Source organism: Aquabacterium sp. CECT 9606 (assembly GCF_918741295.1).
Taxonomy (GTDB): Bacteria; Pseudomonadota; Gammaproteobacteria; order Burkholderiales; family Burkholderiaceae_C; genus Aquabacterium.
In genome coordinates this window covers 865,251-886,478 of sequence record NZ_CAKKNB010000003.1, presented here as the reverse complement: position 1 = coordinate 886,478, position 21,228 = coordinate 865,251, and the positions used below count along the sequence as shown (strand labels likewise).

At 61.8% G+C, this 21,228-nt stretch carries 19 protein-coding genes; 18 read left to right on the top strand and 1 reads right to left on the bottom strand.

All coding sequences use genetic code 11. From position 1 onward, the window contains the following. The first annotated feature begins 5 nt into the window (after positions 1 to 5). Together can and aceK are read left to right on the top strand one after the other, a co-directional pair. Entirely contained in the window at positions 6 to 686 is a 681-nt protein-coding gene (can, locus tag LQ232_RS16765) for a carbonate dehydratase (protein ID WP_230181505.1), read from the top strand. A 14-nt stretch (positions 687 to 700) separates the two neighbouring features. Then, entirely contained in the window at positions 701 to 2,590 is a 1,890-nt protein-coding gene (gene aceK / locus LQ232_RS16760) for a bifunctional isocitrate dehydrogenase kinase/phosphatase (RefSeq protein ID WP_230181504.1), read from the top strand. A gap of 1 nt (position 2,591) precedes the next feature. Here aceK and LQ232_RS16755 read toward each other — a convergent pair whose 3' ends face one another. Beyond that, positions 2,592 to 3,425 (bottom strand): outer membrane protein assembly factor BamD, encoded by an 834-nt coding sequence (locus LQ232_RS16755; RefSeq protein ID WP_371820291.1) that lies wholly within the window; start codon positions 3,423 to 3,425, stop codon positions 2,592 to 2,594. Positions 3,426 to 3,543: 118 nt separating this feature from the next. Here LQ232_RS16755 and LQ232_RS16750 point away from each other — a divergent pair, with 118 nt between their 5' ends. The 16 genes from LQ232_RS16750 to hflC all read left to right on the top strand — a co-directional run bounded on the left by LQ232_RS16750 (position 3,544) and on the right by hflC (position 21,089). Continuing rightward, positions 3,544 to 4,608, top strand: a complete 1,065-nt coding sequence (locus LQ232_RS16750; RefSeq protein ID WP_230181503.1) for an RluA family pseudouridine synthase — start codon at positions 3,544 to 3,546, stop codon at positions 4,606 to 4,608. A gap of 364 nt (positions 4,609 to 4,972) precedes the next feature. Further along, positions 4,973 to 5,617 carry an SMC-Scp complex subunit ScpB gene (gene scpB, locus LQ232_RS16745; protein ID WP_230181502.1) on the top strand — a complete coding sequence of 215 codons (645 nt, stop codon included), beginning with the start codon at positions 4,973 to 4,975 and terminating at the stop codon, positions 5,615 to 5,617. Next, a complete protein-coding gene (rluB, locus tag LQ232_RS16740) occupies positions 5,614 to 7,767 on the top strand; it encodes a 23S rRNA pseudouridine(2605) synthase RluB (RefSeq protein ID WP_230181501.1) in 2,154 nt (717 codons plus the stop codon). Before scpB ends, rluB begins: the two co-directional genes overlap by 4 nt. Before the next feature lie 67 nt (positions 7,768 to 7,834). Then, entirely contained in the window at positions 7,835 to 8,260 is a 426-nt protein-coding gene (ndk, locus tag LQ232_RS16735; protein WP_230181500.1) for a nucleoside-diphosphate kinase, read from the top strand. Between the two features lie 11 nt (positions 8,261 to 8,271). Beyond that, on the top strand, positions 8,272 to 9,414 hold the full coding sequence (gene rlmN / locus LQ232_RS16730; protein WP_230181499.1) for a 23S rRNA (adenine(2503)-C(2))-methyltransferase RlmN: 1,143 nt from the start codon (positions 8,272 to 8,274) through the stop codon (positions 9,412 to 9,414). A gap of 38 nt (positions 9,415 to 9,452) precedes the next feature. Beyond that, complete coding sequence (gene pilW / locus LQ232_RS16725) at positions 9,453 to 10,310, top strand: type IV pilus biogenesis/stability protein PilW (protein ID WP_230181498.1); 858 nt, start codon at positions 9,453 to 9,455, stop codon at positions 10,308 to 10,310. After that, positions 10,303 to 11,208 carry a helix-turn-helix domain-containing protein gene (locus LQ232_RS16720; protein WP_230181497.1) on the top strand — a complete coding sequence of 302 codons (906 nt, stop codon included), beginning with the start codon at positions 10,303 to 10,305 and terminating at the stop codon, positions 11,206 to 11,208. Before pilW ends, LQ232_RS16720 begins: the two co-directional genes overlap by 8 nt. Beyond that, complete coding sequence (ispG, locus tag LQ232_RS16715) at positions 11,205 to 12,485, top strand: flavodoxin-dependent (E)-4-hydroxy-3-methylbut-2-enyl-diphosphate synthase (protein ID WP_230181496.1); 1,281 nt, start codon at positions 11,205 to 11,207, stop codon at positions 12,483 to 12,485. The genes LQ232_RS16720 and ispG overlap by 4 nt, the downstream gene beginning before the upstream one ends. A gap of 60 nt (positions 12,486 to 12,545) precedes the next feature. Continuing rightward, positions 12,546 to 13,847: a histidine--tRNA ligase gene (gene hisS, locus LQ232_RS16710; RefSeq protein ID WP_230181495.1), complete on the top strand. Its 1,302-nt coding sequence runs from the start codon at positions 12,546 to 12,548 to the stop codon at positions 13,845 to 13,847. Positions 13,848 to 13,880: 33 nt separating this feature from the next. Next, positions 13,881 to 14,591: a tetratricopeptide repeat protein gene (locus tag LQ232_RS16705; protein ID WP_230181494.1), complete on the top strand. Its 711-nt coding sequence runs from the start codon at positions 13,881 to 13,883 to the stop codon at positions 14,589 to 14,591. A gap of 40 nt (positions 14,592 to 14,631) precedes the next feature. Next, positions 14,632 to 15,756 (top strand): outer membrane protein assembly factor BamB, encoded by a 1,125-nt coding sequence (gene bamB / locus LQ232_RS16700; protein WP_230181493.1) that lies wholly within the window; start codon positions 14,632 to 14,634, stop codon positions 15,754 to 15,756. Positions 15,757 to 15,774: 18 nt separating this feature from the next. After that, on the top strand, positions 15,775 to 17,115 hold the full coding sequence (der, locus tag LQ232_RS16695; protein ID WP_230181492.1) for a ribosome biogenesis GTPase Der: 1,341 nt from the start codon (positions 15,775 to 15,777) through the stop codon (positions 17,113 to 17,115). A gap of 96 nt (positions 17,116 to 17,211) precedes the next feature. Beyond that, entirely contained in the window at positions 17,212 to 17,457 is a 246-nt protein-coding gene (gene hfq, locus LQ232_RS16690) for an RNA chaperone Hfq (protein WP_230181491.1), read from the top strand. A 64-nt stretch (positions 17,458 to 17,521) separates the two neighbouring features. Beyond that, on the top strand, positions 17,522 to 18,784 hold the full coding sequence (gene hflX, locus LQ232_RS16685; RefSeq protein ID WP_230181490.1) for a GTPase HflX: 1,263 nt from the start codon (positions 17,522 to 17,524) through the stop codon (positions 18,782 to 18,784). After that, positions 18,781 to 20,172 carry an FtsH protease activity modulator HflK gene (hflK, locus tag LQ232_RS16680; RefSeq protein ID WP_230181489.1) on the top strand — a complete coding sequence of 464 codons (1,392 nt, stop codon included), beginning with the start codon at positions 18,781 to 18,783 and terminating at the stop codon, positions 20,170 to 20,172. Before hflX ends, hflK begins: the two co-directional genes overlap by 4 nt. 23 nt (positions 20,173 to 20,195) lie before the next feature. Further along, a complete protein-coding gene (gene hflC / locus LQ232_RS16675) occupies positions 20,196 to 21,089 on the top strand; it encodes a protease modulator HflC (RefSeq protein ID WP_230181488.1) in 894 nt (297 codons plus the stop codon). Positions 21,090 to 21,228: the final 139 nt, after the last annotated feature.

Sequence of the window (21,228 nt, the reverse complement as noted above, 5' to 3'; positions counted from 1 at the left end):
CACCCATGACACTTGAATCCCTGTTCGAAAAAAACCGGGCCTGGGCCCGCGACATTGAAAACCGCACGCCCGGTTTCTTCACCCGTCTGCAGCAACAGCAGTCGCCGCAGTATCTGTGGATCGGTTGCAGCGACAGCCGCGTTCCGGCCAATGAAATCGTGGGCCTGCTGCCAGGTGAGTTGTTTGTGCACCGAAATGTGGCGAACGTGGTGGTGCACTCCGACCTGAACTGTCTCTCGGTGATGCAATTCGCGATCGATTCGCTCAAGGTCCGGCACATCATCGTGGTCGGGCACTACGGTTGCAGCGGCGTCAAAGCGGCGATGAACAACCAGCGTATCGGCATTGCCGACAACTGGTTGCGCCACGTGCAGGATGTGCGCAACCAGCACCGTGACTGGCTTTTCCAGTTGCCAGACGGCCCCGCCAGGCTGGACGCCCTGTGCGAGCTCAACGTGCTGGAACAAAGTTTGAACGTTTGCCAGACCACCGTGGTGCAAGACGCCTGGGAGCGCGGCCAGGAGGTTGTCGTGCATGGCTGGGTCTACGGCTTGCATGATGGCCACATCAAGGACATGCGCATGACCGTGGAGCACCCAGAGGCGCTCGCGGTGGCTTATGCCAAAGCCTTGTCCGAACTGAAGAAACGCCACACCCCGCAACCCGCCGCCGACTCAGCGGTTTAAATCCAGGCAGCCCCATGCTTCCAACGCAATTGACCGATTCGCGCGCCTTTGAAATCGCCAAGGCCATGCTCGATGGGTTTGACCGCCACTACAAGATCTTCCGCGAGACCAGCGCCGACGCCAAGGTGCGTTTTGAGCAGGCCGACTGGCATGGCCAGCAACTGGCGCAGCGGGTGCGCATCGAGTTTTATGACCTGCGCGTGAACGAGGCCGTTGCCCGGCTGGAAAACGATTATCTGGCCAGCGAACTGCCCATGGAGGTCTGGCACCAGATCAAGCTGTTCTACATTGGCTTGCTCACCAACCACAAGCAGCCCGAACTGGCCGAGACCTTTTTCAACTCGGTCACAATCCGGATGCTGCACCGGCGCTATTTCCGCAACGATTTCATCTTTGTGCGGCCGGCGGTGTCCACCGAGTACATCGAGGACGAGGACCCCAAGGCCAAGCCCACTTTCCGCGCCTACTACCCCACGCGTGAGAACCTGCGTGCGATGCTCAAGACGGTGATCCAGAGCTACGAGCTGGACGAGCCGTTTGAAGACTTGAACCGTGATGTCGGTTTTGTGTTCGAAGCGCTGCAAGAGCAGGTCGGCAATGTGCGCCTGCGCACCAATTTCCAGATCCAGGTGCTGTCGTCGCTGTTCTTCCGCAACAAGGGCGCCTACATCGTCGGCAAGGTGATCAACGGTTTCCGCAGCCTGCCGTTTGCCATCCCCATCCTGCACAACTCCAAGAAGCGCCTTTACATCGACGCGGCTCTGTTTGGCGAGGACGATCTGCTGGCGCTGTTCAGCTTTGCCCGCGCCTATTTCATGGTCGACATGGAGGTGCCTTCGGCCTACGTGCAGTTCCTGCGCACGCTGATGCCACGCAAGCCGCGCGCCGAGATCTACAGCGCCCTGGGCCTGCAGAAGCACGGCAAGAACCTGTTCTACCGCGACTTTTTATTCCACCTTCGCCATTCCAGCGACAAATTCCGCATTGCTCCGGGCATCAAGGGCATGGTCATGCTGGTGTTCGATCTACCGTCCTACCCCTTCGTGTTCAAGGTGATCAAGGACTTCTTCCCACCGCAGAAAGAGACCACGCGGGATCTGATCATGTCCAAGTACGTGTTGGTGAAGCAGCACGACCGGGTGGGCCGCATGGCCGACTCGCTCGAATTCACGAACGTGGCCTTCCCGCGCGACCGCTTCGATGACGAACTGATCGCCGAACTCAAGCATTTTTCGCCCAGCGTGATGGAAGAGGAGGGCGATGTGCTCATCCTCAAGCACCTGTACATCGAACGGCGCATGGTGCCGCTCAATATCTACATCCAGGAGGCCGATGGCGAGCAGCTGGAGCACGCGGTGATCGAGTATGGCAATGCATTGAAGGACCTGGTGGCCGCCAACATTTTCCCGGGCGACATGCTCTGGAAAAACTTTGGCGTCACCCGCAACGGCAAGGTCGTGTTCTACGACTACGACGAGATCGAATACATCACCGATTGCAACTTCCGCACGGTGCCCTTGCCGCGCAACGAGGAAGAAGAAATGTCTGGCGAGGTCTGGTACTCAGTCGGCCCCCATGACGTTTTCCCAGAGACCTTCGGGCCCTTCCTGTTGGGCGACCCGCGGGTGCGGGCCATCTTCATGAAGCACCACGCCGAGTTGCTGGAAGCTGATTTCTGGCAGCAACACAAGGAGCGCATCAAAGCCGGCTATGTGCACGACGTGTTCCCCTACGACCGTGGGCGCCGCTTTGTGCACAAGCTCCATTTGGCATCGGCGGACTCTGAATCTTCTTCAGAGACCACGCCGGTGGAAGAGCCCGTGGATGTGCCCGCCGAGGGGCCGGCGGTTCATGACCAGGGGCGCTTGACCGGATTCACCGCCGGGGGCAGTTCGGCCAACTAACTCACCACAGTTGCCACCAGGGCTTGTCGGCGGCTTTGACGCCGCCAGCCAGGTAAGGGCTGTTGGGAAAGCTTTGCTTCAGCACGCGCTCGGCGTCATCCCGCAACGGAGTCAAGCCGAGCTTGTCGTAGGCGCGCACCATGATGTACAGGGCCTCTTCGATGGCGGGTGAGCTGCGGTAGTCGGTCAGCGCCTGTTGCGCCCGGTTGGCGGCCGCCAGGTAGGCGCCACGGCGCAGGTAGTAGCGTGCCACGTGCACTTCGCCAGAGGCCAGCGAATTGACGATGTAGTTCATGCGCAGCTTGGCGTCGGCGGTGTACTTGGATGTTGGAAAACGCGTCGACAGTTGCTTGAACGATTCATACGCATCGCGTGCCGCCTGCTGGTCACGCTCGGCCAGATCCTGGCGGGCCACACGGCCAAACAAGCCCAGGTCGTCATTGAAGTTCACCAGGCCTTGAAGGTACATGGCGTAATCCACGGCGGGACTGGTGGGGTGCAGTCTGATGAAGCGCTCCAGCTTGGCCAGTGCTTGAGCCTTTTCGCCGGTCTTGTAATAGGCGTAGGCCAGGTCGAGTTGGGCCTGCTGGGCCAGCATCGTGCCCGAAGCGCGGGCTTCCACTTTCTCCAGGCGCTTGATGGCGTTCTCGTAATTGCCGTCAGCCGCTTCTTCTTTCGCGTCTGCGTACAATTTGTCAGGTGCCATGCCGCCAAACTCGTCTTCAGGCGTTGATCCGCAGCCGCTCAGGCTGAGCGCCATCAGCACGGCGGCCAAGCTGGTGGCCAGTCCGTTTTTCACGCCAGATGACCGGCCCCACAAGGTGTTTTTCAGCAGTTTCACGTGTGTATAAGGCGGAGGTTGGAACCGCGTAGAGTTTCGCACGAGGTGCGCATTACCCGGCAGTATAGAAGCATGGCACCGCCCCTTTCATCCACCTGTCTGCAAAGCTTTCATGTCCCGATCTCCTGTTTCACCTTCGCCGCTTTTGGACATTGACGCTTTGGACGAAGATTGGGGCGCCGAGGCCACGGCGCCGGTCAGTCAGCCTTTGCCCGTGGTGACCCGCGAGGGCGTGGTCACGGCGGCTCAGCACGGGGCGCGCCTGGACGCCTGGCTGGTCGGCCTGGCGGGCGAGTTCTCGCGCAGCCATCTTAAAAGCTTGATCGAGGCGGGTTGCGTGCGCGTTGATGGCAAATTGGCCGATTCACCCTCGCGTAAAGTCAGCGGTGGCCAGCGTGTGTGGATCGAGCTGCGGCCCACCGCGCAAAGCCAGGCTTTCGTGGCCGAGCCCATGGTGCTGCCCATCGTGTTCGAAGACCAGCACCTGTTGGTCATTGACAAAGCGGCGGGCCTGGTCGTGCACCCGGCGGCTGGTCATTGGAGTGGCACCCTGATGAACGGCCTGTTGGCCCACCATGCGGGCGCGGTCAACCTGCCCAGGGCCGGCATTGTTCACCGCCTGGACAAGGACACCAGTGGTTTGATGGTGGTGGGCAAGACGCTGGAGGCGGTCACCGCTTTGTCGCGGGCCATTGCCGATCGATTGGTCAAGCGCCAATACGTGGCCTTGGTCCACGGTGCGGTGGCCGACGCTTTCACGGTTGAGGCACCCATCGGCCGCGATCCGGCTTCGCGCGTGAAGATGGCGGTGCTGGCCTCGGGCAAGCCGGCGCGAACCGATGTGCGTTGTCTGGGGCGTGCCGTGCTCGACGAGGACCACCCGCAAGGGCCGATCCGGCGCACTTTCAGCGCCGTGGAGTGCACCTTGCACACCGGGCGCACCCACCAGATCCGCGTTCACATGGCCAGCCGCAAGCACCCCTTGGTGGCCGACGCGGTTTACGCTGGCGCCCCGGCCTTGGGTCTGACTCGCCAGGCCCTGCACGCGTATCGGCTTGGGTTTGAGCATCCCATCACCGGGCAAGCCCTTCAATTTGAATCGCCTTTGCCAGACGACTTGGCCCAGGCTTGGGGCCGTCTGCAAATGGCCAACCAAAAACCTGTAACTGGTGCATAATGGCCCGCAAATCTGGTGGTTCGCCAAGGCGCGCCAACCATCCGGCAAAGAACGTTTGATCTGACGGCTTTGCCCATAAGCGGATGCCCTTCGATGGGGCACAAGATCAAACCCAAGGCGTCCAACCAGCCCAACCAGGCGGTCAAACTCGGTCATCAGGCGTGTGCATTCATTTGCCGGCCGATGCCACTTGGGTCCGTGCCGCGCAGCCCGACAGCCAGGGCGCGCGGCGTTTGAACCTCCACCCTGAACGGGTGGCGTGTGTTTACCGATTGAAGAGATGGAAGTCCTCAATCCTCAGGACGCTCAACGCGTACTAGAAGCGGCGCTTTTATGCGCACATCAGCCCATGACGGTGCGCGAAATGCGTGCCCTCTTCGAAGACACCTTGTCGGCAGACGGGGTGCGTGCTTTGTTGGCCGAGATTTCCCAGCAGTGGGAGGGTCGGGGTGTGGAGTTGCGGGAGTCGGCTTCGGGCTGGCGCTTTCAAACTACCGCCGACGTGCAGGAGTACCTGGATCGGCTCAACCCTGAAAAGCCGCCCAAGTACTCGCGGGCGACGATGGAAACCCTGGCGATCATTGCTTACAAGCAGCCCGTCACCCGGGGCGACATTGAAGACATTCGTGGCGTGACCGTCAGCACCCAGATGGTCAAGCAGCTTGAAGACCGTGGCTGGATCGAGGTGATCGGCCACCGTGACGCTCCCGGCCGGCCCGGCCTGTACGCCACCACGCGTCATTTCCTGGACGACATGGGCTTGAAATCGCTCGACCAACTGCCGGCGCTGGATGGCATGTTGGGCGCCCAGGGCATGCTGCCTGGTCTGGACAATGACCCTGACGCAGCGGCTCAAGCCGCCAGCGCCACACAACAAGAACACGACGAACAAGGGCAGGGCACGCTGTTGGAGGCGCAAGCCGAATTGCTCGAGTCCGAACATCCTTCTACCCCCGATGCCGATGCGGCTGACCCAGCCGATCCCGCCGAATCCTCTCCCGTTCCATGACTTCAGACAACGCGCCTATGCAAGACCCCAACGAATCCTCACCTGAGCTGGACCCGTCCGCGCTCAATGCGTCCGAAGATGCGCCCAAGCCCAAGCGGGCGCGCCGCACCAAGGCCGCCGAAAGCCAGGTCGAGCCGGAAGCTGAGGCTGTGGCGGAAGAGGTTGCCAAGCCTGCTCCGCGTCGGCGCAAGGCGGCCGCGGCGGCTGAGGATGTGCCGCCAGCGGTGGTCGAGCCCGTGGTTGAAGAAGCTGTTGAAGCCAAGCCCAAGCGCGCGCCGCGCAAGAAGCCGGCCGCTGAGGTTGAAGCCGCAGCGCCAGCGCAGGCCGAGGTGGCTGGTGAAGAGGTGCCCGTGGTCCGTGAGCCTGCCGGTGACGGCTTCTTGCAACTGGGCCCCGACATGAGCGAGCCGGCGCCCGATTCGGTACAAGTGTCGCAAGGCGGTGAGCAAGCCGTGCCAGCCGATGCCGAGCCGCGCTTCGAAGAGCGCGGTGAGCGTGGTCGGCGAGATCGCGGCCCTCGTGGTCAGCGAGGTGAGCGCCCTGCGCGCAATGCCCCCGATCAGGCTGGCGAGCAAAGTGCTGAAGCCGGTGGTGAGTCCCTGGAAGGCGAGGGCGATGAAGCCCGCGATCCGGATCAATTGCCATCGCGTCGAGCAGCGATCGCCGCCGAGCAGGCCAATGAGGTGTTTGCCGAGCTGCTGTCGGGTGATTTCGACACGGTGCGTGACGAAGCCACTGCAGACGAGGCCGAGGGTGCCGAGGCTGATCCGCAAAAGCGCGTTTTGCGCCCCGAGCCCGATGCGCCCAAGCTGCAAAAGGTCCTGGCCCAATCGGGCGTGGGCTCGCGCCGCGATATCGAGCAGATGATCGAGGACGGTCGCATCACCGTCAACGGGCACGCCGCCCACATCGGTCAGCGCGTGTCTTATGGCGACCAGGTCAAGATCGGCGGCAAGCCCATCCGGATCCGCATCGCGCCTCAGCCGGCACGCATCCTCGCCTATCACAAGCCCGTGGGCGAAGTGGTCACCCATGACGATCCGCAAGGCCGTCCAACGGTGTTCCGCCGCCTGCCACGCCTGCAAAACGGCAAGTGGATGTCGGTGGGCCGCCTGGACTTGAACACCGAAGGCCTGCTGTTGTTCACCACATCGGGCGAGCTGGCCAATCAGCTGATGCACCCACGTTTTGGCGTGGAACGCGAATACGCTGTGCGCGTGCTGGGCACGCTGCCTGAATCCTCCAAGAACAAGCTGCTGGAAGGTGTCAGCATCGAAGGCCAGATGGCTTCCTTCAAGTCCATCGAAAATGGCGGTGGCGAAGGTGTGAACCACTGGTACCGCGTGGTCATCACCGAAGGCCGCAACCGCGAAGTGCGCAAGCTGTTCGAGACCGTGGGCCTGGCCGTCAGCCGCCTGATCCGCGTGCGTTATGGCGCCATCGTGCTGCCGCGTGGCCTGAAGCGCGGTGTGTGGGTCGAACTGGGCGAATCCGACGTTCGCGCCGTGAAGTCGCTGGCCGGCTTTGACCGCCCTGACAACTTCCAGAAGGGTGGTCGCCAGGAGGGTGGACGCAATGGCAAGCCCCAAGGTGGCGGCCAGCAGCCAGCACTGCAAGGCCAAGACAACTTCAAGGGCCGTCAAGGTGGCCAAGGCCAAGGCCGTGGCCAGCAGGCGGGCAATGGCCAGCAAGGCAATGGCCGTGGTCCCCAGGGGCCAGGCGGCTATGGTCCGCAAGGCGGCAACCAGGGTCGCAACAATCAAAACCAGAATCGTTCTGGCCGCCCGCCCATGGATCGCCCGCAAGGCGGTGTGCAGGCTCAGCAAGGCCCGCAAGGCGACCACAACGACGATTTCGACCACATCGGCCCCATTCCCAATCCTCTGGAGCAGACCTTTGACAAGCGTTTTGTCAAAGGCTCCAAGCGCATCACCCAGGGCTTTGGCCGTCCGGACCACGACGCGGGGCATTCCCCTTCCGATAAAAAGGGCGGACCTCGCCAGCCTGATCCTCTGCAAACTTCGGTTGGCTACATCGGCGCCGATGCCTACTTCAACAAGGTGGGCGGGCGCTCCGGCCGAGGCGGTGGCGGCCAGGGCGGTGGTGGTGGCAATCACGGCGGCGGTGGTGGTGGCCGCGGACGCCGCTGACCTGACCGTCATGTCCCGGCGATACAATGCTGGGTTTTGTCAAATCTAGACTTAGGAGAACTGAATAATGACTATCGAACGCACCCTGTCGATCATCAAGCCTGATGCTGTTGCCAAGAACGTGATCGGCCAAATCGTGGCCCGCTTTGAAGGCGCTGGCCTGAAGATCGCCGCTGCCAAGCTGGTGCAACTGTCGCGTCAAGAAGCCGAAACCTTCTACGGTGTTCACAAAGAGCGTGGCTTCTTCAAGGACCTGGTCGATTTCATGGTCTCCGGCCCCGTGTTCGTGCAAGTGCTCGAAGGCGAAGGCGCCATCGCCAAGAACCGCGACCTGATGGGCGCCACCGACCCGAAAAAGGCCGAAAAGGGCACCATCCGCGCCGACTTCGCCGACAGCATTGATGCCAACGCTGTCCACGGCTCTGACGCTGCTGAAACCGCTGCTCAAGAAATCGCTTTCTTCTTCCCCGGCCTGAACGTTTACAGCCGCTGAGTCGATTGCCCATGAGCGCTGCCAACCTTCTTGATTTCGACCTGGATGGCTTGGCCGCGTTCTGTGAACAACTGGGTGAAAAGCGTTTTCGCGCCACCCAGCTGTTCCGCTGGATTCATCAGAAAGGCGCTTCTGACTTCGAACAGATGTCGGATTTGGCCAAGTCGCTGCGTGGCAAGCTTCAAGGTGTCGCCACCCTCAAGCCTCTGCCCATCATCAGCGAACATGTTTCTGCCGATGGCACCATCAAATGGTTGTTTGATGTGGGTGCCGGCAACGCCGTCGAAAGCGTCTACATCCCCGAGGACGATCGAGCCACCTTGTGCATCTCGTCCCAAGCCGGCTGTGCCGTGGGGTGTCGCTTCTGCTCGACCGGCCATCAAGGCTTCAGCCGCAACCTGACCACCGGCGAAATCATCGCCCAGCTCTGGTATGCCGAGCATTCGCTGCGCAAGCGCCTGGGGCAAACCGAGCGCGTTATCAGCAATGTGGTGATGATGGGCATGGGTGAGCCTTTGCAAAATTATTCGGCCGTGATGCCGGCCTTGCGCATGATGCTCGACGACCATGGCTATGGCTTGTCGCGTCGTCGGGTCACGGTGTCCACCTCGGGTGTCGTGCCCATGATCGAGCGTCTCAAGAATGACTGCCCGGTGGCCCTGGCCGTGTCATTGCACGCCCCCAACGATTTGTTGCGCGATGAGCTGGTGCCCATCAACCGCAAATACCCGATTGACGAGTTGTTGTCGGCCTGCTCAGATTACCTGTCCGCTGCACCGCGTGATTTCATCACCTTTGAGTACTGCATGCTCGATGGCGTGAACGATACTGATGAACATGCGCATCAATTGATTGACTTGGTGCGCGGCCGCATTTCGTGCAAATTCAACCTGATTCCATTCAATCCATTCCCCGCGTCTGGCTTGCATCGCTCAGACAACGCCCGCGTGCAGGCCTTTGCCCGGATTCTGGCGGATGCAGGCTTGATCACCACTGTGCGCAAAACCCGTGGCGATGACATCGATGCCGCTTGTGGTCAACTGGCTGGTGAGGTGCAAGATCGCACCAATGCCAAGGGCCGCATGACCCGTCAACCCGTTGTTGTCACCCTGATCCCGGGGGCCGCTGGCCGCGGTACCCCTCCATCGAATTGAGCGCCAGCGGCCCGTTCCCGGCGCAGGAGACCGACCGCATGACCATTTCCCGTTGTACGCCCCTGGCTTGCCTGGGCGTTGTTGTGGCCCTGAGTCTTGGTTCCCTGGCGGGCTGTGTCAACGGACCCCAGGCTGACCGTGTTTCCCCCAGCACGACCATGGCCAGGTCGGCTGCCGCTTCCGTGTCCGATGACGTGGTCACGGCCTCGGATGAGAGCGAGGTGCGCAAACGGGCGCGCATCCGACTCGAACTGGCAACTGCGTATTTCGCGCAAGGCCAACTCACCACGGCCCTGGACGAGCTCAAGCATGTGCTGGCCCTTGACGCCCGAATGTCCGAGGCGCACGAGTTGCGCGGCCTGATCTACAGCGCCATGAACGAGCCTGGCCTGGCGGACGAAAGTTTCAAGCGTGCCATCCAGCTGGACGAGCGCAATGGCAGCGCCATCCACAATTACGCCTGGTGGTTGTGCAACAGGCAGCGCTACCCGGAAGCCGATGCGCTGTTCGAGCGCGCCGCCAATTTGCCGCAGAGCATTGCCACCAGCAAGACCTTGATGGCGCGCGGTGTTTGCCAGGTGCGCGCTGGCCTGTTGCCGGAGGCCGAGAAGTCCTTGGCGCGTTCCTACGAGCTGGACGTGACCAACCCGGCCACCGCCTACAACCTGGCCGCCGTGCTGTACCGCCGAGGCGACTACGAGCGCGCGCGCTTTTACATTCGCCGGGTGAACAACATTCCTGAGCAAATCACGCCCGAGTCCATCTGGCTGGGCGCCCGTGTCGAAAATCGCATGGGCAATGTGGGCGGCCGCGATGAACTGGCCGGTATTTTGCGCAGTCGCTTCCCCAATTCTCGCGAGGCCACGGCGTTGGAGTTAGGGCGTTTTGATGAGTGACCCAAACGCGTTCACCGCGCAGCCTCCGATGGGCTCCAAAGCGGGCGATTTACTGCGCGAGGCCCGTGAAGCGCAGGGCCTGGAAATCGATGGCCTGGCCTCGATGATCAAAGTGTCTCCGGCCAAGCTGGAGGCGCTTGAAAGCGGTCGCCATGACCAATTGCCCGATGCCAATTTCACGCGTGCGCTGGCCATGACGGTGTGCCGTAGCCTGAAAATCGATCCGGCACCCGTTCTGGCCGCTTTGCCGGCGGCCCAAGCCATCCCGCTGTCGCCGCAAAAGCCTGCTTTGAACCAACCATTCAAGGAATCGCGCGGCGCCAATTTGTCGTTTGATTCAGGCGAGTCGTTTGACTGGAAAGCTGTGCTCAAGCCGCAGTGGCTGGCGCCAATCGTGTTGCTGCTGGCTTCGCTGGTGGTCTATTTCATGCCCGATTCAGTGCAGTGGCCCCGGTGGGCACTGCCAAATGCCCAAACGGCTCCCGCGACGGTGGCGGCAACCGCCTCTGCGCCTCAGGTTTCCGCACATTCGGCGGTCAACTCGCCCGAGGTGGTTCCGTCTCAGGTCGAGGTGACAGCCTCATCCGCCATGCCCGAGCCAGTTGCCTCGCAGACAGAGAGTGGCTTGCCCATGCAGGCCGCCTCGTCGCCCAGCAGCGCGAGCGAAGGGCCTTTGGTGCTCAAGAGCAGCCGGCCTGCCTGGGTCGAGATCCGTGATGGCAAGGGCATCTTGTTGTCACGCCACCTCAAAGAGGGTGAAACTGTAGAGTTGAGCGGAACGCCGCCTTTCAAACTGCACCTTGGAAACTCTTCGGCCCTGGATGTGATCTACCAAGGTCAGCCGGTTGATCTGGCCTCTCACACGCGCAACAATGTGGCGCGGCTTGAACTGAAATGAACGACTTTTCTTCCTCCTTGGTCAACCCGATCGAAGTAGCCAGGCCGGCGCCACGGCGATCGCGGCAGGCCCGCGTCGTCTGGGGGCAGCGTGTCGTGAAGATTGGAGGCGACGCACCCGTGTGCGTGCAGTCCATGACCAACACCGACACGGTCGATGTCATTGGCACGGCCATCCAGGTCAAGGAGCTGGCCATAGCTGGCTCAGAGATGGTGCGCATCACGGTCAACACACCGGAAGCCGCCGAGGCTGTGCCCCACATCCGTGAACAGCTTGATCGCATGGGCATTGATGTGCCCTTGGTGGGCGATTTCCACTACAACGGTCACCGCTTGCTCACCGACTACCCCGAGTGCGCCAAGACCCTGTCCAAGTACCGCATCAACCCTGGCAATGTGGGCAAGGGCGACAAGCGCGACAAGCAGTTCGCGCAGATGATTGAAGCGGCCCTCAAGTACGACAAGGTTGTGCGCATCGGCGTCAATTGGGGCAGCCTGGATCAGGAGTTGATGGCCTCGCTGATGGACGACAATGCCCGGCGAGCCCAACCTTGGACCACCCAGCAGGTGATGTATCAGGCCCTGATCAATTCGGCGCTCGAATCAGCCCAGGCTGCCCGTGAGTTGGGCATGGCGCCCGAGCAAATCATCCTGTCTTGCAAAGTCAGCGGCGTTCAGGATTTGATCAGCGTGTACCGAGGCTTGGCGCAGCGCTGCGACTACCCGCTGCACCTGGGCTTGACCGAGGCTGGCATGGGCACCAAGGGCACGGTGGCCTCTGCCGCGGCGCTGTCCGTGCTGATGCAAGAGGGCATCGGCGACACCATCCGCGTCTCGCTCACACCTCAGCCGGGCGAGTCACGCACCCAGGAGGTCGTGGTCGCGCTTGAGATCTTGCAGGCCTTGGGCTTGCGCACCTTCGTGCCCAGCGTGACCGCCTGCCCAGGCTGCGGCCGAACCACCAGCACCACCTTCCAGGAACTGGCCAAACAGATCGACGATTTTCTGCGGGCCCAGATGCCGGTCTGGCGGGTCAAGTACCCGGGCGTGGAAAACATGAAGGTGGCCGTCATGGGCTGCATCGTCAACGGCCCGGGCGAAAGCAAGCATGCCGACATCGGCATCAGCCTGCCTGGCACAGGCGAGGCACCTGCGGCGCCTGTGTTCATCGATGGCGAGAAGGCCCTGACCCTGCGTGGCGACCGCATCGCCGATGATTTCCAGAAGCTGGTGCAGGACTACATCGATCGGCGTTTTGGCGCGGCCGTACAGGCTTGATTTTCCTTCCCGGCGCAGGCTTTGCGCCGCTCTCACAGACACCGTCTCCAATTTCATTTCATGGCCGACATTCTCCAAGCCATCAAAGGCATGAACGACATCCTGCCGCCCGACTCGGCGCGCTGGGAATGGCTCGAAGAGACCGTGCGCGCCCTCATGCGCCGCTACGGTTACAGCAACATCCGCACGCCCATCGTTGAGCCCACGGCCCTGTTCGTGCGCGGCCTGGGTGAAGTCACCGACATCGTCGAAAAGGAGATGTACTCCTTTGCCGACAGCCTCAACGGCGACCGGCTGACCCTGCGCCCCGAAGGCACGGCTGGCGTGGTGCGTGCCATGAACGAGCACAGCTTCTTGTACGAAGGCGGCAAGCGCCTGTTCTACATCGGCCCCATGTTCCGCCACGAGCGCCCCCAAAAAGGGCGCTATCGCCAGTTCCACCAGGTTGGCGCCGAAGCGCTGGGTTTCGCAGGCCCCGATGTCGATGCCGAACTGATCCTGATGACGGTGGCCCTGTGGCGCGACCTGGGTTTGAGCGTCGGCACCGATGTTCGCCTGGAACTCAACAGTCTGGGCCAGCCCGACGAGCGCCGCGCCCACCGCGAAGCCCTGATCAAGCACTTCGAGTTGCACGCAGACAAGCTGGACGAAGATGGCAAACGCCGCCTGCACAGCAATCCCTTGCGCATCCTGGACACCAAGAACCCGGCGATGCAGCCCGTGGTCGAGGCGGCCCCCAAGCTCATGGACTTCCTGGGTGAGGCTTCCTTGGCCCACTTCAATGCCGTCAAGCAAGTGCTCGACGCCGCAGGGGTCGTCTACAAGGTCAACCCGCGCCTGGTGCGCGGCATGGACTACTACAACCTCACCGTGTTCGAGTGGGTCACCGATCGATTGGGTGCCCAGGGCACCATCTGTGGCGGTGGGCGCTACGATGGTCTGATCGAACAATTGGGCGGCAAACCTGCGCCAGCCGTGGGCTGGGGCCTGGGCATGGAGCGCTTGCTGCTGCTGTTGCAAGAACTGGGCATCGAGTCGCCGTCCAACGCGCCAGACGCCGTGGCACTGGTCTTTGCAGGTACGCCGCTGTCCACGGTGATGAGCACGATCGAGGCCTTGCGCCAGGCAGGTGTCCGCGTCTTGCTCAACCCCGCAGGTAGAGATGGTCCCGCCAGCCCGAAGGCGCAGTTCAAGAAAGCCGATGCCAGCGGCGCGCGTTTCGCCCTGATTTTCGGGCCCGATGAGGTCGCCCAAGGGCAGGTCGCCGTCAAGCCATTGCGCGACGGTGGCGAACAGCTCGCTCAGCCCCTCGCGCAGCCTGCGGCATGGGCGGAATCATTGCGAGCCCATCGCCAGTCATAATCCAACGCTTCCACCTACACCTATAAAAACGTCATGGCCACTTACGACCTTGAACAACAAGAACAGCTTGATCAGGTCAAGCACCTCTGGAAACAGTACGGCAACCTGGTCACCTGGGTGCTGGTGCTGGCCCTGGGCGGTTACGCCGCCTGGACCGGGTACCTCTACTGGCAGCAAAAGCTGTCTGTGGGCGCCGGCAGCCTGTACGAAGAGCTGGACCGTGCCGCCAGCGCAGGTGAAGTCGACAAAGCGGCGAAGGTTTTTGCCGATCTGAAAGACAGCTATGCCGGCACCACGTTTGCCGAGCAAGGTGCCCTCTTGGTCGCCAAGGTCGAAGCTGGCCGTCAAAAGCCCGAGCTGGCGCGGGCCAGCCTGAAATGGTTGGTGGACAACGGCAAGAACAAAGACCTGGTGGCCATTGGCCGTTTGCGCCTGGCTGGCCTGCTGCTTGACATCAAGCAACATGACGAAGCTTTGAAGGTGTTGAGCGCCGAGACGCCCCCCGCCTACGCGGCCTTGGTCGCTGACCGCCGGGGTGACATCCTGTTCGCGCAGGGCAAGAAAGACGAGGCGGTCAAGGCTTACAAAGAAGCCTGGAAGGCCTTGCCGGCCACCGTGGAATACCGCCGTTTTGTCGAAGGCAAGCTGACCGCAGCGGGCCAGGCGCCTGAGGCTCCGGCTGTGCCAGCCACCGATGTGGCCGCACCTGCCGGCATGCCGCCCGGACTGGCCCCCACCAACTGACCCCACACCCGAACCTCTGTCCATGGACCACCTTCTGACCATGACTCCTTTCCGACGCGCTCTTGGCGCCACGGCTTTGGCCGCCGCCGTTGCACTTTTGTCAGCCTGTGGCTCGACCAAGCCCAAGCCCGCACCGCTCGAGTCCTTCACCGCCACCCAGGGCATCAGCACGGTCTGGAGCAAGCGCCTGGGATCGGTGGAGGGCACCACCTCGCTGGCCGTGACCAAAGATTCGGTGACCTGGGCCGCCAGCGACGGGCAAGTCTTGTCGGCGGATATCAAAACCGGGCAAGAGCGCTGGCGTGCTGAAGCCAACGCCAAGCTCAGTGCGGCGGTGGGCAGCGATGGCCGCTACGCGGCCGTGGTCACCACCGACAACGAGTTGATCACGTTCGATCAAGGCAAGGTCTTGTGGCGTGAGCGCCTGCCGGGCCGTGTCATCACCGCGCCACTGGTGGCTGGCGAGCGCGTTTTCGTGCAAAGCGTGGACCGCAGCGTGCGCGCCTATGACATCCTGGATGGCCGCTGGCTCTGGAACTACCAGCGCCCCGGTGGTGACCCGCTTTCCCTGTCCACGCCCGGCTTGCTGTCCGCCTTCCGCGACACCTTGGTGGTGGGGCAGGGGGCTCGTTTTGTGGGGCTGGATCCCTTGAAGGGCACACCTCGGTTTGATTTCAGCGTGGGCACGCCTCGGGGCACCAATGAAGTCGAGCGCCTGGCCGACCTCGTGGGCCCTGGTGCACGTGCGGACGACGAGATTTGTGTTCGCGCCTTCCAGTTGTCGGTGGCCTGCATCGAGATGAACCGCGGCAGCTTGCGCTGGTCGCGTCCTCAATCCGGCACACAAGCCGTGGCTGCCGACGACACCACGGTGGTGGGGGCGGACAGTGCTGATCGCCTCAGCGCCTGGCGCACTGAAAACGGTGAAATCCGCTGGCGCGTCGACCGCTTCACCCACCGCAAGCTGAGCGCGCCTGCTGTGTGGGGCAAGTTCATCGCTGTGGCTGACTACGATGGGCAACTGCACATCCTCGCCTCGGACGACGGCCGTACCGTGGCCCGCCTTTCCCTGGATGGCGCCTTGAGCGCTGCTCCGGTGGTGTCCGACGGCTTGCTTTTGGTTGCCACCCGTTCCGGCACGCTTTACGCTTTGCGTGCCAATTAAAAGTTCTCCTGGAGTTTCATGAAACCTGTCATTGCGTTGGTCGGACGACCCAACGTCGGCAAATCGACGTTGTTTAACCGCCTGACCAAGAGCCGCGATGCGATCGTGGCCGACTTCGCCGGGTTGACCCGCGACCGCCACTATGGTGAAGGCCGCATGGGCTCGCGCGAGTTCCTGGTCATCGACACTGGCGGTTTCGAACCCGATTGCACCGAGGGCATCTTCAAGGAGATGGCCAAGCAAACCCGCCAAGCCGTGGCCGAGGCCGATGCCGTGGTCTTCGTGGTGGATGCCCGCGGCGGCCTGTCCGCACAAGACCACGACATCGCCCGTTACTTGCGCACCGCCAACAAAAAGGTACTGCTGGCCGCCAACAAAGCTGAGGGCATGCAGGAAGGCGTGCAACTGGCCGAATTCTTCGAGCTGGGCATTGGCGATCCCATTCCGATCTCCGCCTCGCACGGGCAGGGCATTCGCAGCCTGCTCGACATGGCGCTGGACGATTTCTTCCAGGGTGAGGAAGACGAGGACGAGTCAGCCGAGGTTGATGCCAATGCGCCCATCAAGCTGGCCGTGGCAGGGCGCCCCAATGTGGGCAAATCCACCCTCATCAACACCTGGCTTGGCGAAGAGCGCCTGGTCGCCTTCGACATGCCCGGCACCACCCGTGATGCCATAAGCGTGCCTTTCGAGCGCGAGGGTCAGCGCTTCGAGTTGATCGACACCGCCGGCCTGCGTCGCAAGGGCAAGGTGTTCGAGGCCATCGAGAAGTTCTCGGTCGTCAAAACCTTGCAAGCCATCTCTGACGCCAATGTGGTCCTGCTGTTGCTGGACGCCACACAAGGCGTCACCGACCAGGATGCCCACATTGCCGGGTTCATTCTGGAATCAGGCCGTGCAGTGGTGCTGGCCATCAACAAGTGGGACGCGGTTGACAGCTACCAGCGCGAACTGTTGGCCCGTTCCATCGAGACCCGCCTTGCGTTCTTGAAGTTCGCGCCTATCCTGCACATTTCAGCCATCAAACGCCAAGGTTTGGGGCCCGTATGGAAATCGATCGCCGACGCCTGGGCCTCCGCCACGCGTAAGATGCCGACACCAATCCTGACGCGTTTGCTGCTGGAGGCGGTTGAGTTTCAGCAGCCCAAGCGTGGTGGTGTTTCTCGGCCAAAATTGCGTTACGCGCACCAAGGTGGACAAAATCCGCCCATCATCGTCATTCACGGCAATTCTCTGGAACACCTCACGGATTCCTACAAGCGCTACCTGGAAACGCGGTTCAGGGCGCATTTCAAGCTCACCGGCACGCCATTGCGCATCCAGACCAAATCGTCCAGCAATCCGTTCGTCGATAAATAGCGGCGCTTTACCCCCGCTTCACAATCCCTTCATCGAACGCAGCTTAGGCGCTGTGTTAAGGTGTCAAGTCCGAAACTTTTCAACACGGAGCATATCGTGAGCAACAAAGGGCAACTCCTACAAGACCCCTTCCTGAACCTTTTGCGCAGAGAACATGTGCCGGTGTCCATCTATTTGGTCAACGGCATCAAACTCCAGGGACACATCGAGTCGTTCGACCAATACGTGGTGCTGCTTCGCAACACGGTCACCCAAATGGTCTACAAGCACGCGATTTCGACCGTCGTGCCCGGCCGTGCGGTGAATTTCCACGCCAACGACTCGACCGAAGACGCGGCCTGATTTTGTCAGCCATGTCTTCACGCTTATCCAGCACCGATCCGTGTTGCACTGACGCACTGACGCCTTGACATCCTCATCGCAGTCTGTGCAAAAACCGTCCGATGCACCTCGGGTTGTGCTGGTAGGCGTCGATTTTGGGCCGGGATCGTCATTCGATCCCACCCTTGACGAGCTTGCCTTGCTGGCTGAATCCGCAGGCGACCAGCCTGTTGAAAAAGTCACTGCCAAGCGCAAAGCCCCCGACCCCGCTTTTTTTGTCGGCTCGGGCAAGGCCAACGAGATCAAAGAGCTGGTCACCCTGCACCAGGCCCAGGCCGTGATCTTTGATCAGGCACTTTCTCCCGCTCAACAACGCAATCTTGAACGTCACCTGGGTGTTGAGGTCTTGGACCGCACCGGGTTGATCCTTGAGATCTTCGGCGCGCGCGCCCGAAGCCATGAAGGCAAGCTGCAAGTCGAGCTGGCCCGGCTGAAATACCTGTCCACTCGCCTGGTTCGCCGTTGGTCTCACTTGGAGCGCCAACGTGGCGGCGCCGGCATGCGTGGCGGCCCTGGGGAAACGCAGATCGAGCTGGACCGCCGCATGATCGACCAGCGCATCAAGTCGCTCAAAGAACAACTGGTCAAGGTCAAGCGCCAGCGCAACACCCAGCGCCGCTCGCGTGAACGCACGGGCACATTCCGCGTGTCGCTGGTGGGCTACACCAACGCCGGCAAATCGACCTTGTTCAACGCCTTCACCAAGGCGGGCACTTACGCGGCCGATCAGTTGTTTGCCACGTTGGACACCACCACGCGGCAGTTCTACCTGGCGCAGGCGCAGCGCAGCGTGACCTTGTCCGACACCGTGGGTTTCATCCGCGATCTGCCGCACACCCTGGTGGAGTCTTTCGAGGCAACCTTGCAAGAGGCGGCCGAGGCCGATGTGCTGCTGCACGTGGTTGACGCTGCCAGCCCTGTGCTGATGGAGCAACTCAGCGAGGTGATCCGTGTGCTGGGCGACATCGGCGCGGCCGACATCCCCCAGGTCCTGGTCTTCAACAAGTGTGATTGCCTGCCCGAGCACCAGCAGCCTCGGCACAGCCTTGACGTGTTCGAGCTGCCATCCGGGCGCCGCTGCCTGCGCGTTTTTGTCAGTGCCTTGCGGGGGCAGGGGCTCGATGTGTTGCGGCAAGTCATTGCCGAAGCCGCTTTGAATGGCTTGGGCGATGACCCTGGCGCGTTTCCCGGTTTGCAAAGCCCATTCACAATGCACAATCCCGACAAATCTCAACAGGAGCCCGGCGCCGGGCCCCTGGAAACTCCTTCGACGACTGTCCAATCATGAACATGCAATCCCTGGAGCCAGGCCAAGTGCCTGAAAGCCCTCGCCAGCCAGCCTTGAGTGTGCTGGCTGCCGCAGCTCAACTGGTCGCCGGCACTGCTCGGCGTCTGGGCTGGCTGGGCCGTCGGACGCTCAAGCTCGCTTTGCCGCAGTCCGCCGGGCCGCAAGTGGTCTACAACAACGGCCGCAATGATGGCCCGCCTGACCTTGACGAGTTGTGGCGCGACTTCAACCGCAAGCTCAGCGGCCTGTTCGCAGGCAAGGGCGGTGGTGACAACAACAACAGCCCCGGTGGTGGTTTGTCACCCGATGGCAACAATGCCGGCATTGGCGTTGGTTTGATCGCGGGCCTCGTGGCCTTGATCTGGCTGGGCAGTGGCTTCTTCATCGTCCAGGAAGGCCAGCAGGCCGTGGTGATGTCCTTCGGCCGCTTCAGCCACACGGCCGAAGCCGGTTTCCAGTGGCGTGCGCCGTACCCTTTCCAAAGCCATGAAATCGTCAACCTGACCCAACTGCGGTCGATCGATGTGGGCACCAATTCAGTCATGCAGGCGACCGGTTCGCGCGAGTCCTCCATGCTGACCCGCGACGAGAACATCGTTGACATCCGCTTCACGGTCCAATACCGCCTGAGCGATGCTCGCCAGTACCTGTTCGAGAACCGCAGCTCTGATGAAGCCGTGGCGCAAGCCGCTGAATCAGCGGTGCGTGAGATCGTGGGCAACAGCACCATGGACTCGGTGTTGTACGAGCAGCGCGATGCGATTGCCGCTGAGCTGGTCAAGTCCATTCAGGCGCAGGTCAACAAGGTCAACGCTGGCGTGATCATCGCCAACGTCAATGTGCAGAGCGTGCAGGCGCCCGAGCCAGTGCAAGCCGCGTTCGATGACGCCTTCAAGGCCGGTGCCGACCGCGAGCGTGCCAAGAACGAAGGCCAGGCCTACGCCAATGACGTGATCCCCAAAGCGCAAGGCACGGCTGCCCGTCTTCGTGAAGAAGCGGCCGCGTATTCCGCCAACGTGGTGGCCCATGCTGAGGGTGACGCGCAACGCTTCAAATCGGTGTTGACCGAGTACCAGAAGGCGCCCGGTGTGACGCGTGATCGCCTCTACATCGATGCCATGCAGCAGGTGTACAGCAACGTGACCAAGGTCATGGTGGATTCCCGCTCGGGTTCCAACCTGCTTTACTTGCCATTGGACAAGATTGTTCAAATGAGTGCCGCATCGGGTAACGCGACCAGCACCGCGTCGACCAGCACGCCGGTTGCTCCCGGCAGTGCGGCAGTGGCCGACACCGGCAGCGCTGCGGTGGCAGGTGGAACACCCACCGCCGCCGCAGACCCTCGATCGCGTGACGGCTTGCGCGGCCGTGAACGTGACAGTCGTTGAATGTCAAAGGCAAGGAACCTGACATGAACCGCATTGGAATCTTCGTGGCCGGCGCTCTGCTGGTCATCATCATCCTGGCCTCGACCTTGTTCGTGGTCGATCAACGCCAGTTCGCCGTGGTCTACGCCTTGGGCGAGATCAAGGACGTCAAGAGCGAGCCGGGCCTCAAATTCAAGCTGCCAGCGCCGCTTCAAAATGTGGTCTTTCTGGATCGCCGCATTCAGACGCTTGACAGCGTGGAAGCGCGCCCCATTTTCACGGCCGAGAAGAAAAGCCTGGTGATCGATTGGTTGGTCAAGTGGCGAATCACCGATCCGCGCCAGTTCATTCGCAACAATGGCACGGACATCCGCAACATCGAGAACCGCCTGAGCCCCATCGTTCAGGCGGCGCTCAATGAAGAGGTGACCAAGCGCACGGTTGGTGCGGTGCTGTCCACCGAGCGCGAGAAGGTCATGCAAGGCGTGGTTCAGCGCCTGGCCGATGATGCCAAGGCGTTCGGCATCGTCATCATCGATGTGCGCATCAAGCGAGTGGACTTCTCGGCCAACATCACCGAGTCTGTCTACCGCCGCATGGAATCCGAGCGCAAGCGCGTGGCCAATGAGCTGCGTTCCACCGGTTTTGCCGAAAGCGAAAAAATCCGCGCTGATGCGGATCGTCAACGCGAAATCATCGTGGCGGAAGCCTACCGCGATGCCCAGAAGGTCAAAGGCGAGGGCGATGCCAAGGCATCGACCATCTATGCAGAGGCTTTCGGCAAGGATCCCCAGTTCGCACAGTTCTACCGCAGCCTGGAGGCTTACCGGGCCACTTTCCGCAGCAAGACGGACGTGATGGTGCTGGACCCCAACAGCGAGTTCTTCAAAGCCATGCGTGGCAACAGCGGCGCTGCGCCCGCGCCTGCCCGCAAGTAAAAGCCCAGGGGTGTATCCCCTGAGTGCTGCAGCAGTCACCTGAACCTGGACTTTTTGAACAAGGATTCCATTGGTTCAGGTGCAGATTCGCGCCGGGGAAAAATTTGGCCGTCAAATTGACGCCAGACCCCGGTAAAAT

Excerpts from the sequence above, each read along its gene's own strand:
- can (WP_230181505.1), top strand. The coding sequence starts at position 6 with ATGACACTTGAATCCCTGTTCGAAAAAAACCGGGCCTGGGCCCGCGAC.
- aceK (WP_230181504.1), top strand. The coding sequence starts at position 701 with ATGCTTCCAACGCAATTGACCGATTCGCGCGCCTTTGAAATCGCCAAG.
- LQ232_RS16750 (WP_230181503.1), top strand. The coding sequence starts at position 3,544 with ATGTCCCGATCTCCTGTTTCACCTTCGCCGCTTTTGGACATTGACGCT.
- scpB (WP_230181502.1), top strand. The coding sequence starts at position 4,973 with ATGCGTGCCCTCTTCGAAGACACCTTGTCGGCAGACGGGGTGCGTGCT.
- rluB (WP_230181501.1), top strand. The coding sequence starts at position 5,614 with ATGACTTCAGACAACGCGCCTATGCAAGACCCCAACGAATCCTCACCT.
- ndk (WP_230181500.1), top strand. The coding sequence starts at position 7,835 with ATGACTATCGAACGCACCCTGTCGATCATCAAGCCTGATGCTGTTGCC.
- rlmN (WP_230181499.1), top strand. The coding sequence starts at position 8,272 with ATGAGCGCTGCCAACCTTCTTGATTTCGACCTGGATGGCTTGGCCGCG.
- pilW (WP_230181498.1), top strand. The coding sequence starts at position 9,453 with ATGACCATTTCCCGTTGTACGCCCCTGGCTTGCCTGGGCGTTGTTGTG.
- LQ232_RS16720 (WP_230181497.1), top strand. The coding sequence starts at position 10,303 with ATGAGTGACCCAAACGCGTTCACCGCGCAGCCTCCGATGGGCTCCAAA.
- ispG (WP_230181496.1), top strand. The coding sequence starts at position 11,205 with ATGAACGACTTTTCTTCCTCCTTGGTCAACCCGATCGAAGTAGCCAGG.
- hisS (WP_230181495.1), top strand. The coding sequence starts at position 12,546 with ATGGCCGACATTCTCCAAGCCATCAAAGGCATGAACGACATCCTGCCG.
- LQ232_RS16705 (WP_230181494.1), top strand. The coding sequence starts at position 13,881 with ATGGCCACTTACGACCTTGAACAACAAGAACAGCTTGATCAGGTCAAG.
- bamB (WP_230181493.1), top strand. The coding sequence starts at position 14,632 with ATGACTCCTTTCCGACGCGCTCTTGGCGCCACGGCTTTGGCCGCCGCC.
- der (WP_230181492.1), top strand. The coding sequence starts at position 15,775 with ATGAAACCTGTCATTGCGTTGGTCGGACGACCCAACGTCGGCAAATCG.
- hflK (WP_230181489.1), top strand. The coding sequence starts at position 18,781 with ATGAACATGCAATCCCTGGAGCCAGGCCAAGTGCCTGAAAGCCCTCGC.
- hflC (WP_230181488.1), top strand. The coding sequence starts at position 20,196 with ATGAACCGCATTGGAATCTTCGTGGCCGGCGCTCTGCTGGTCATCATC.